This is a genomic window from Kribbella turkmenica (genome assembly GCF_004348725.1).
In the GTDB taxonomy this organism is placed as follows: Bacteria; Actinomycetota; Actinomycetes; order Propionibacteriales; family Kribbellaceae; genus Kribbella; species Kribbella turkmenica.
Map to the genome: position 1 here is coordinate 1 of NZ_SMKR01000216.1, position 10911 is coordinate 10911.

Here is a 10911-nt window from a genome sequence, read left to right on the forward strand (position 1 = left end):
GGGAGGACCTTTGCGTGGTTAGGGTCGCGGGATGGTGAGTCGGTTGGTTCGGGGTACGGCGGTTGCTTGTGGGGTGGCCGCGGTTGCGGGGGCGGCGATCGGGTTCGCGCTCGGTGACCCGGTGCAGCCGGAGGACATCCTGGCGGCCCGGTCGCTGCCGGCTGACCTATGCGAACGGCTGGGTGACGTGCGGAGTCTGTTGCCGGAAGCATCGAAGGGTCCGGTCACGCTGACACAGGTGGGGACGTCGACGGTGACGTGTTCGGTGCAGGCCGTGTCCAGTCGCCGGACGTTCGCGAGCGTCGCGTTGAACGTGACGGTCACGCCGTACGGCGGGCGCGACATCGGGGCCGGGAAGGCGCCGCTCACGCCGCCGCAGCACGCGAAGTGGACGTGGGACCGGAGTCCGCTGGAGACCGTTGCCAATCGCACCTATTCGACGAAGCTGAGCGGTACCGCCCGGGGGATCGGCGGTGAGTCGTGGTCGGTCAACGCCCTGGTACGGCGGGGCGACATCGTGGTCCACGTGGTCTACGCGGCCGGCCCGATCGAGCGGAAGGTCGCCGAGCAGGCGGCGCTGGTGCTGGCGGATCGCGCGATCTGGGAGACGAAGTGAACAGTTCGCCGCAGATCCCCGGCTACCAGTTCGACCACCGACTGCTGACCCACCCGCTCGCCGAGCTGTGGCGCGGCCGCAGTTTCACCGGCATGGCGGTCGTCGCGCTCGTCCTGAGCGATGCCGGTGCACGCGACGAGGTGGTGCGTGACCGGCTCGTCCGGGCCGGGCGGGGTGCCGCGCTCGAGCCGGGTCAGCAGGAGACGCCGCTGTGGGCGGCGAACTTCACCGCCGGGCGCCCGTACGCGATCACCCAGCTCGTCTCCGGCCAAACCGGGGCCGAGCGGCTGATCGACCCGCTCGACGGCATCCTCGGCAACGACGAGGACGCACTGCAGGCCGTCCGCTCCGAACTCAGTCAGTACGGCGCCAGGCCGCCCGAGGACTCGGAGTTCCCGTCGTACGCCGAGCCGAAGTCAACGACCGAGCAGCCGCAGCCGACGCACCCCACCGCAGTCCAGCAGCCGCCCACGCAGGTAGCCCGGCCACAGCGGTCCAAGGTCGCGCTCGCCCGGGAGTACCGCCACAAGATCGGTGGCTGGATCTACGTCGTCTCGACCCTCGGCGTGCTCGTCGTCTTCTCCGTCACCTACTCGATCGGTTCCGCGATCGGCAGTTCCGTCAAGGACGAGCCGGCCGAGGCCGTCCCGGCCGCGGTCAGCCCACCGCCGTTCCCGTCGCCCGCCCTGCTGCCCGGCATCGAGCGGATCACGACCGCCGAGTACAAGGAACCGGACGGCGCCCCGGGCGTGGTGGGCGCGACGTTCCCCGCCGGCACCGACGTCCAGCCGATCGTCAACGCAGGCTTCCCGTTCGCGTTCGGCTGGCCGCAACCGCCGGAGCTCACCTCGCTCGGCGAGTCGAGTACGGCGGTCTACCGCCAGGTGGTCACGAAGACACCGGAGTACCGGCCCAGGGCGACCCTTCAGGCTCGCATCGCGTTGCATCAGTGCGATGACCTGGCCGCGTGCCTGGCCGGCCGGGCCACGGTCGACGCGGCGTGGACGAAGGCGTTCAACGCACCCGCACCCACCGCGGCCAAGGACGCCCGGACCTGGTTCGCCGAGCAGCGGTCGGAGCAGAAGGCGAAGGCGTACACCCTGACGATGTCGCACGTGTTCCTGAGCGGCGGCCGCTGGTGGCTGGTCGGCGTCGCGGCCAAGGGCGCGACCGGTGAGGACAAGGCCGTCCAGCAGATCGTCAACGACATCTGGCGGCAGACCGGCTGATCCGCCGGAAGATCTTCGGTGACGGCCCGCGCGAACAGCGCAGGGCCGTTCTCTTTTTCACAAGATTCACCGGAAAACGATTGTCCGCCGGACTTTGTGATCGGGCTCACGTGCTGGCGGTTCTCACCACGCGGTCGAGTCGCGTACGGTTAGTACCACTTGCACACTGGTATACGTCCACTGGACGCACTGGTCTGCGAGCGATGACACCGCCAGCCAGCTGGATCGAACCGCCGGAGACCCCGGCGGCCGGAGCCGTACCTCCCCTCAGCGCCGAGGGGCTGGGGCGGTCGCCGGGCCCGACAGCCGAGAGGGAATGAGCCGCCGATGACGACTACCGCCAGCCCGACCCATACCGACGCCGAGGCCACCGCCGAGCCGGAGCCCCTCAACGCCGAGGCCTACGACCTGGGTGACGCCCCGACCACGCACGCCGGCCTGCTGGCGTGGGTCGCCGAGGTCGCCGCCCTCACCCGGCCCGACCGGATCCACTGGATGGACGGCTCGGACGAGGAGTACGCGAAGCTCACCGAGGAGCTGATCGCGGCCGGCACGATGGTGCGGCTGAACGAGGAGATGAAGCCGAACTCGTTCTGGGTTCGGACCGACCCCTCGGACGTGGCGCGGGTCGAGCAGCGGACGTTCATCTGCTCGGTGGACGAGGAGGACGCGGGTCCGACCAACAACTGGATGGACCCGGCCCGGATGAAGGCCCTGATGACCGAGCTGTACCGCGGCTCGATGCGTGGCCGGACGATGTACGTCGTCCCGTTCTGCATGGGCCCGCTGACCGCCGAGAAGCCGATGTTCGGCGTCGAGATCACCGACTCGGCGTACGTCGTGCTGTCGATGCGGATCATGGCCCGCACCGGCGCCGAGGTGCTGAGCAGGATGGGCACGGACGCGCCGTACGTCCCCTGCCTGCACTCGGTGGGGGCGCCGCTGGACGCCGGGCAGCAGGACGTGCCGTGGCCGTGCAACGACGAGAAGTACATCGTCCAGTTCCCGGAGGAGCGGGCGATCTGGTCGTACGGTTCCGGGTACGGCGGCAACTCGCTGCTCGGCAAGAAGTGCTACTCGCTGCGGATCGCGTCGGCGATGGCCCGGGACGAGGGCTGGCTCGCCGAGCACATGCTGATCCTGAAGCTGATCTCGCCGGAGAAGAAGGTCCACTACGTCGCGGCCGCGTTCCCGAGCGCCTGCGGCAAGACCAACCTGGCGATGCTCGACCCGACCCTGGAGGGCTGGGAGGTCGAGACGCTCGGCGACGACATCGCCTGGATGCGGTTCGGTGCGGACGGCCGGCTGTACGCCGTGAACCCCGAGTTCGGGCTGTTCGGCGTTGCCCCGGGTACAGGCTGGAAGACGAACCCGAACGCGATGCGCACGATCGAGAAGGGCAACTCGGTCTTCACCAACGTGGCGCTCACGGACGACGGCGACGTCTGGTGGGAGGGCTACTCGCAGACGCCGCCGAACCACCTGACCGACTGGAAGGGCAGGGACTGGACGCCGGAGTCCGGCGAGCTGTCCAGCCACCCGAACAGCCGGTTCTGCACGCCGATCAAGCAGTGCCCGATCATCGCCGACGAGTACGACGACCCGAACGGCGTGCCGATCTCGGCGATCATCTTCGGTGGCCGGCGGGCCACCACGGTGCCGCTGGTGACCGAGTCGCGGGACTGGGCCCACGGGGTGTTCATGGGGGCGACGCTGTCGTCGGAGACCACCGCGGCCGCGGTCGGCGAGGTCGGCGTGGTCCGGCGCGACCCGATGGCGATGCTGCCGTTCCTCGGCTACAACGCCGGTGACTACTTCGACCACTGGCTGACCGTCGGCAAGGAGCACGACGCGTCGAAGCTGCCGCGGATCTTCTACGTGAACTGGTTCCGCAAGGACGCGGCGGGCAAGTTCGTCTGGCCGGGCTTCAGCGAGAACAGCCGGGTGCTGAAGTGGGTGATCGAGCGGATCGAGGGCCAGGCCGACGCGGTCGAGACCCCGATCGGCCGGGTGCCCACGCCTGCGGCGCTGGACGTGTCGGGTCTGGACCTGACCGCCGACGAGCTCGAGATCGCGCTCAAGGTCGACGCGGACGAGTGGAGGGCCGAGCTGCCGCTGATCGAGGAGTGGTTCGACAAGCTCGGTGACAAGGTTCCGGCCTCGCTGAAGGTCGAGCTCGACAACCTGCGGACGCGGCTCGGCTGACCTGACGTCGGCTGCTGAGTCGGAAGCCAGCAGACCGGACGACAGCGCGGCGCCCCGGCCCACCGGCCGGGGCGCCGCGCTGTGCCGTGATCACGGTCGCTCGGCGAGGATCCGCCGTACCTCGTCGTCCTCCACCGGCGAGAAGTCGCGGTAGGCCTGACCGACCGCGGTGTAGTACAGCGGCCTCCACACGCAGACGACCTCGTCGGCGACCTGGGCGAGCCGCCGGCAGCCGTCCGATCCACCGACCGGTACGGCGACGATCACGCGTGCCGGCCGCTGTCGCCGTACCGCGGCCACTGCGGCGCGCATCGTCGAGCCGGTGGCCAGGCCGTCGTCGACCAGGATCACCACCCGCCCGCGGACGTCGATCGCGGGCCGGTCGCCGCGGTACGCCTGCTCGCGTCGACGCAGCTCCCGCGTCTCCTCCTCGAGTACGTCGGCCAGCGCGTGCTCACCGGCCTCCGCGAGTACCGCTTCGTTGCGGACCGTCTGGGTCTCGCCGCCGACGCCGGCGATCGCACCCATCGCCAGCTCCGGCTGCTGGGGCAGGCCGAGCTTGCGGACGATCAGCACGTCCAGCTTCGCGCCGAGGGCGTCCGCGACCGGCGCCGCGACGGGAACCCCGCCGCGCGCCAGCCCGAGCACGAGAACCGATCCGGCGACCTCGCCGAGCTCGTCGGCCAGAGCCCGGCCCGCAGCCGCCCGATCCGGGTACGGCCTCATATCGCCATGATCCACCGGGATGCGTACGTTGTCCGCATCCGAAGCGCCGCGGTCGACGTGTTGCGGCCGCTCGCGAAGACCCCATCGCGCCGGGCGCGGGCTTCCTGCCCGGCGACCTGCACGGCCGGCCGGCTCAGTGGTGCCGGCCCGTGGGCGGAAGGACAGCGACCTGGTCGGCGGGCAGCCGGAAGGTCTGCTCGCGGCCGTCGGCGTCGACGTACTGAACCAGGGCCACCCAGCCGTTCGCGCAGTGCGGCCGGCCGATCAGCCAGGCCGGCGTCCAGTCGTCGCCGCGGTGGATGAGCACGTGTGCGGGCAGACCGAGGCCGAGGATGGTCCGCGGATCGAACGCCTCCGGTCGGCGATCCCTGATTCCCGGCAGCGCGGGAGCAGTCATCGTCATCACCTTTCGGGACAGCCCGCTCCTCACCGGTAACCGCGCACCCGGGCGACTTCCCTCGTACCCCGTGACGTCTCGGACACACCACCGTGGGGTCTCGGAATCGGCCCGGTTCGATCAAGGAGAACCAGCGGTCGGGACGCGCACCCGGCGGATAGGTTGACCGCATGAAGATCGGTGTGGTGCTCCCGCTCGGTGCCGGCGACGGGCCCGGCGGCTCGATGCCGGGGTGGAAGGACGTCCGCGCGGTCGCCGAGGCGGCCGACCGGAACGGGCTGGACGCGGTCTGGCTGGCCGACCACTTCCTGTACAAGTCGCCGGAGGGCGAGGTGTTCGGGATGCACGAGGCCTGGACGCTGCTGACCGCGGTAGCCGCGGTCACGACCCGGGTCGAGGTCGGGAACATGGTGCTCTGCGCGTCCTTCCGGGATCCCGGGCTGACGGCCAAGATGGCCGCGACCCTCGACGAGGTGTCCGGCGGGCGGCTGGTCCTCGGGGTCGGCGCCGGCTGGCACGATCCGGAGTACGAGGCGTTCGGGCTGCCGACCGACCACCGGGTCGGCCGCTTCGAGGAGTGGCTGGAGATCGTGGCCCGGCTGATCCGCGGCCAGACGGTCACCTACGACGGGACCTACCACCAAGTCCGCGAGGCCGTCCTCGATCCGGCCCCGAGCCGCCGGATCCCGATCCTGGTCGCCGGCTACCGGCCGCGGATGATGCGGCTGACCGCCGAGTGGGCCGACGGGTGGAACACCGCCTGGTACGGCGCCGCGAGCGAGCAGGTCGAGGACCGGCTGGGCGTTCTCCGGGACGCGGTGAAGGCGGCGGGCAAGCCGGAAGGGGCGGTGGCCGCGACCGTCGGTGTGGTTGTCCGCGACCCCGGTCAGCCGGGTGCACCGCGGCCCGAACCGAACGCGATCGAAGGCTCCGTCCAGGAACTGGCCGAGGCGTTGACGGCGTACCAGAAGCTCGGCATCGACCAGCTGGTCGTCTTACTCGAGCCGATGACGCCGCGCTCGGTCGAACGGCTCGCCGAAGCCAGGCAGTTGACGAGCAACTGAGCCGGTCCGGGCCCGCTTTGCCGCCGGACGGGTCGAGCGGATAGTCTTGGCCGTCGTCGTGTCCCCGTGACGGGGATCGTCGGAGGAGGCGTCGCCTAGTCCGGTCGATGGCGCCCGCCTGCTAAGCGGGTTGAGGGTAACCCCCTCTCGCGGGTTCAAATCCCGCCGCCTCCGCTCCCCGGAGCTCCCTGTCCGCAGAACGCGCGGACCAGGGAGCTCCGGGTGTTTTCCGGGGGTGCAACCCCGGACCTCCGTCCGAAGGACTGAGCCCTCGGAGCCCGGCGGCCTTCGCCGTACCCGCGAGCACCCAGGGTGGCCGGGGCGGCACCTTGGGAGACTGGGCCGGTGCCCCTGTAATCTGGCTCGCATCGACGGGGGTCGCCAGCATCACGTCAACCGAATGGGTGTCGTGGGCGTCTGAAGTACCGTGGGCCGCTGCACGCGGCCGACGGAAGGCTGCACGTCGTCGATCAGGGAACGGAGCCATGTCGCGGAGTACTCGCGCTGCCGGACGCAGGTCCGCGCCTCGAGCCACCCGGTCCCGGCACCGCACGCACCGGGCCCGCACGGCGTCGAAGGCGATCGGCCTCACCCTGCTGAGCGCGCTGGTTCCCGGCTCCGGCCTGATGATGGGTGGCCGGAAGAAGCTCGGCGCCTTCGTGCTGACCATCAGCATCGGCCTCCTCGTCCTCGGCGCGTACGTCGGCCTGACCCGGCGTGACTCGATCCTCTCGTTCGCGGTGTCGCCGCGGCAGCTGCTGATCGCGACCGCGGCCGTGGTCGGCCTCGGCATCTGCTGGATCTGGGTCGTGGTCGCCTCGCACAAACTGCTCCGCCCGGTGAGCATGACGTACACCGGCCGGCTGGCGGGGTCGCTGTTCGTCGGGCTGCTCTGCTTCGGCATCGCGGTACCGACGACCGTGGCCGCGCAGACCGTGATGGCGCAGCGCGACCTGGTCGGCAGCGTGTTCCAGTCCGAGGGCGACTCCAAGAGCGCGACCCGGCCGAAGGTGGACAAGAAGGACCCGTGGGCGAAGACCCCGCGGCTGAACCTGCTGCTCCTCGGCGCCGACGACGGCGTCGGCCGGGAAGGCACCCGGACCGACACGGTGATCGTGGCCAGCATCGACACCAAGACCGGCGACACCTCGCTGATCTCGCTCAGCCGGAACTGGATGCGGATGCCGTTCCCGGCGGACTCGCCGCTGCACGAGGTCTACCCGGACGGCTTCTGGGACCCGGACCTCGGCAACGTCGAGCAGCCGGAGTTCTACCTGGACGCGATGTACGAGAACGTCCCGAAGCTGCACCCGGGGATCCTCGGCGAGACCGACAACGAGGGAGCGGACGTGCTGAAGCTCGCCGTCGGCGAGGCGCTCGGGCTCGACATCGACTACTACATGCAGGTCAACCTGGCCGGCTTCCGGCAGATCATCGACGCGGTCGGCGGGATCACCGTCAACGTCAACTACAAGGTGCCGATCGGCGGCGATTACGGCGCCGGTCCGGGATCGAACAGCCACAAGAAGCCGTCGGGCTACATCGAGCCGGGTCCGGACCAGAAGCTCGACGGGTACCACGCGCTCTGGTTCGCCCGCGGCCGGTACGGCCTCAGCGACCCGTCCCGGCAGGAGCGGCAGCGCTGCACGATCCACGCGCTGGTGAACAGCGTGAACCCGGCGACCCTGGTGACGAAGTACCAGCAGATCGCCTCGGCCGGCAAGCAGCTGCTCCGGACCGACATCCCGCAGGAGATCCTGCCGGCCTTCATCGAGCTCGGCCTCAAGGTGAAGAACGCGAACGTCTCGAACGTCGACCTGGACAAGTCGAAGAACTTCCCCACCGGCAAGAACCCGGACTACGAGGCGATGCAGGCGCTCGTCCAGAAGGCGATCAGCCCGAAGGCGAAGCCGACCGCGTCCGCGCCGTCGGCCACCACGACGAAGAAGCCGACTTCCGGGGCGACGACCCGCAAGCCGAGCAGCAAGCCGACCGTGACCCCCGGCGCCGCCGAGAACCTGAACGACGCCTGCGCCTACCACCCGACCGGGTCCGGCAACTGACATCAACCGGCCACCCGGGTCTGGACCGCCCGCGAGCCGGGAAGGATTGCCCCCACTGAGACGAGTCACTGGGGGTGACTGTGCGAATCACTGGGCGGCGTTGGACGGCGGCGGCGATCACGATCACGGTGCTGGCGGCTGCGGCCTGCAGCGCTGAGCCGGAAGACGGCGCACCGTCGGCACAAAGCAGTACGACGATCTCGGTACGCAGCCCGGCGCCGACCCCTCCGCCGACTCCGGTCCGGCTGTCGGTCCCGATGTATCAGCGGGCGTTGACGAACGTCGAGAAGATTCTCCGGACGTACGTCTTCCGGGTGATGAATGCCAAGACCGTGCCGGCGTTCGACGCTGCCCGGGCGCAGTTGGCCGCGGTCGTCGTCCGCGAACGCCAGGTGCTGGCGAAGGTGAACCCGCCGAAGGCGTTGGACGCAGCGCACGAGACCGTGCTCAGGGCGTTCGACGGTTATCCGGATATCGTCACCGACAACCTCAGCGGTGCCAGGGCGACCAGGACCAGTTGCGGCCTGCCGAAGGCGCCGGCGACCAGGCTGTACGAGGCCAAGACCGGGATCCGCAGCTCGGTGCTCGAGCTCACCCAGGACGTGTCGAAGTCCGTCGGCAAGGGATTCCGGTTCGGGGCGCTCGTCGTACCGCCCGCTCCGAAGGCGCCGCCGGAGGTGAGCGGCCGGGGGACGAACGGGAAGATCGTCCAGCGGTCCGGGGCGCGCGGTCCGGGACGACTGCGGATCGACAACGGCAGCTCGTCCGACGTGGTGATCGTGGTGACGAACAGCAACCCGCGCAGGCCGCAGGTGTCGATCTACGTGCGCGCCAACCAGAAGGCGACGCTGTCCGGGATCCGCGGCAGCTACTACGTGTACTTCAAGTCCGGCACGGGTTGGGACGCGGCCAACCGGCGGTTCACCGAGGACTGCGCCTACGAACGGTACGACGACCGCTTCGACGGGAAGTTCGACTGGTCGATCAGCCTGGCCCGGACCCCGCTCGGCAACGCGTCCACCTCCGAGGTCGGCGCGTTCTGAGGTGATGAGAAACTTGCCGGATGCGTACGACGTACCGGATGCGGCCGGGGCGGTTCCTCGGAATCCCGGCCGCCGGGCTGATCATCCTCGGGGTGGCCGCGATCACGTGGGCGATCGGGCTGCCGGCCGCGGTGATCACCGTGTTCCTCGTCGTCGGTGGGCTGGTCGTGCTGGGCGGGCTGTACATCCTCGCCCGGCCGCCGGTCGTACTGAAGCTGCGGGACGACGACATCGACGTGCGCGGCGTACGAACGCCCTGGACCGACGTCACCGAGGTCGGGCGGGTGGAGACGACCCACGGTGAGGCGATCGTGCTCCGGACCAGGCAGAAGGAGCACTCGATCCTGGTGCCGGTCGCCTGGCTGGCACCCGGGCAGACCGCGACGTTGGAGACCGCGCTCCGGGACCGGTTGAACTCTGCCCACGGCTACACGATCTGGGACGGCACTGCGCCCGAGGGCGAGGATCGCGCAGAATAAGTGTCCCCGATCGTTTGGAGACAGCGTGCTTTCGTTCGACATGTCCGCCGAGGAACTGGCCGGCTACCAGGGGACGAACCCGCGACCGGCCGACTTGGACCAGTACTGGGACAAGGCGCTGCTCGAGCTGGACTCGATCGACCCCGAGGCCGAGTTCGTGGACGCGACCGACTTCCCACTGACCACGGCGACCGCGCAGCACCTCTACTTCACCGGCACCGGCGGGTACCGCGTGCACGCGAAGGTGATCCGGCCGGCCGAGCCGACGGGTCCCGCCGTCCTGATCTTCCACGGGTACGGCGGTGAGCAGCCGAAGTGGGTCGAGCTGCTGCCGTACGCCGCCCGCGGGTTCACCGTGGCCGCCCTGGACGTCCGCGAGCAGGTCGGCTTCCGGACCGAGTCCCAGGCGCCGAACAGCTTCTCTCTGCACAACCACCTCGTGCACGGTCTCGACGACGGGCCGGACGGCCTGCTGTACCGGCACGTGTTCCTGGACGCCCGGCGGCTGACGGACATCATCGGTGGCCTGCCCGAGGTCGACGCGGCGCGGATCGCGACCACCGGGTGGAGCCAGGGTGGCGGGCTCTCGCTGGTGGCGGCCGCGCTGACGCCGTCGGTCAAGTACACGGCCAGCGTCTACCCGTTCCTCACCGACTACCAGCGGGCGTGGGAGCTCAACCTCGAGCGGGCGCCGTACGACGAGATCGTCACCTGGTTCAAGAAGCGCGACCCGCGGCACCTGCGGCAGGACGAGGTGTTCACGACCCTCGGCTACATCGACGTCCAGCACCTGGCCGCGCGGATCCGGGGTGAGGTGACGTTGTTCGTCGGTCTCGAGGACCAGGTCTGCCCGCCGTCGACGCAGTACGCCGCCTACAACAAGATCACCTCGGCGAAGAGCGTCCGGCTGTACCCGGACTTCGGGCACGACGACCTGCCGGGCGCCGCGGACGACATCTACCAACTGATCGGCGCGAAGCTCTGACCAGGCAGCCCAGGCACTCGACGGCCTTCACAACCCATGCCGACGTAGGCGCCACCTTCAGCATCTAGGGTGCGGCCATGGAGTTCTTGGTGTGGGGGCGGGAT

10 protein-coding genes and 1 tRNA gene are annotated in these 10911 nt (G+C 70.0%); 9 read left to right on the plus strand and 2 right to left on the minus strand.

From position 1 onward, the window contains the following. The first annotated feature begins 31 nt into the window (after positions 1 to 31). The 3 genes from E1218_RS32350 (at position 32) to E1218_RS32360 (ending at position 4050) form a co-directional block, all read left to right on the plus strand. Entirely contained in the window at positions 32 to 616 is a 585-nt protein-coding gene (locus tag E1218_RS32350; RefSeq protein WP_132326850.1) for a hypothetical protein, read from the plus strand. Further along, positions 613 to 1845 carry a hypothetical protein gene (locus E1218_RS32355; protein ID WP_132326851.1) on the plus strand — a complete coding sequence of 411 codons (1233 nt, stop codon included), beginning with the start codon at positions 613 to 615 and terminating at the stop codon, positions 1843 to 1845. Before E1218_RS32350 ends, E1218_RS32355 begins: the two co-directional genes overlap by 4 nt. A gap of 327 nt (positions 1846 to 2172) precedes the next feature. Further along, on the plus strand, positions 2173 to 4050 hold the full coding sequence (locus E1218_RS32360) for a phosphoenolpyruvate carboxykinase (GTP) (RefSeq protein ID WP_132326852.1): 1878 nt from the start codon (positions 2173 to 2175) through the stop codon (positions 4048 to 4050). A 90-nt stretch (positions 4051 to 4140) separates the two neighbouring features. Here E1218_RS32360 and E1218_RS32365 read toward each other — a convergent pair whose 3' ends face one another. After that, complete coding sequence (locus tag E1218_RS32365; protein ID WP_132326853.1) at positions 4141 to 4776, minus strand: phosphoribosyltransferase; 636 nt, start codon at positions 4774 to 4776, stop codon at positions 4141 to 4143. 133 nt (positions 4777 to 4909) lie between these two features. Then, positions 4910 to 5173 (minus strand): hypothetical protein, encoded by a 264-nt coding sequence (locus E1218_RS32370; RefSeq protein WP_132326854.1) that lies wholly within the window; start codon positions 5171 to 5173, stop codon positions 4910 to 4912. 170 nt (positions 5174 to 5343) lie between these two features. Between E1218_RS32370 and E1218_RS32375 the strand changes: the two genes are divergently transcribed. From E1218_RS32375 to E1218_RS32400, 6 genes are all read left to right on the plus strand, one after another. Continuing rightward, entirely contained in the window at positions 5344 to 6237 is an 894-nt protein-coding gene (locus E1218_RS32375) for an LLM class flavin-dependent oxidoreductase (RefSeq protein ID WP_132326855.1), read from the plus strand. 84 nt (positions 6238 to 6321) lie between these two features. After that, a tRNA-Ser gene (locus E1218_RS32380) sits at positions 6322 to 6411 on the plus strand. Between the two features lie 311 nt (positions 6412 to 6722). Beyond that, entirely contained in the window at positions 6723 to 8300 is a 1578-nt protein-coding gene (locus E1218_RS32385; RefSeq protein WP_132326856.1) for an LCP family protein, read from the plus strand. Between the two features lie 80 nt (positions 8301 to 8380). Then, positions 8381 to 9343: a hypothetical protein gene (locus E1218_RS32390; protein ID WP_132326857.1), complete on the plus strand. Its 963-nt coding sequence runs from the start codon at positions 8381 to 8383 to the stop codon at positions 9341 to 9343. A gap of 20 nt (positions 9344 to 9363) precedes the next feature. Beyond that, positions 9364 to 9822, plus strand: a complete 459-nt coding sequence (locus tag E1218_RS32395) for a hypothetical protein (protein WP_132326858.1) — start codon at positions 9364 to 9366, stop codon at positions 9820 to 9822. A 25-nt stretch (positions 9823 to 9847) separates the two neighbouring features. Then, positions 9848 to 10807 carry an acetylxylan esterase gene (locus E1218_RS32400; RefSeq protein ID WP_132326859.1) on the plus strand — a complete coding sequence of 320 codons (960 nt, stop codon included), beginning with the start codon at positions 9848 to 9850 and terminating at the stop codon, positions 10805 to 10807. Positions 10808 to 10911: the final 104 nt, after the last annotated feature.

Coding starts and splice junctions, on each gene's coding strand:
- E1218_RS32375 (WP_132326855.1), top strand. CDS start 5,344: ATGAAGATCGGTGTGGTGCTCCCGCTCGGTGCCGGCGACGGGCCCGGC.
- E1218_RS32385 (WP_132326856.1), top strand. CDS start 6,723: ATGTCGCGGAGTACTCGCGCTGCCGGACGCAGGTCCGCGCCTCGAGCC.
- E1218_RS32370 (WP_132326854.1), bottom strand. CDS start 5,173: ATGACTGCTCCCGCGCTGCCGGGAATCAGGGATCGCCGACCGGAGGCG.
- E1218_RS32360 (WP_132326852.1), top strand. CDS start 2,173: ATGACGACTACCGCCAGCCCGACCCATACCGACGCCGAGGCCACCGCC.
- E1218_RS32350 (WP_132326850.1), top strand. CDS start 32: ATGGTGAGTCGGTTGGTTCGGGGTACGGCGGTTGCTTGTGGGGTGGCC.
- E1218_RS32365 (WP_132326853.1), bottom strand. CDS start 4,776: ATGAGGCCGTACCCGGATCGGGCGGCTGCGGGCCGGGCTCTGGCCGAC.
- E1218_RS32395 (WP_132326858.1), top strand. CDS start 9,364: ATGCGTACGACGTACCGGATGCGGCCGGGGCGGTTCCTCGGAATCCCG.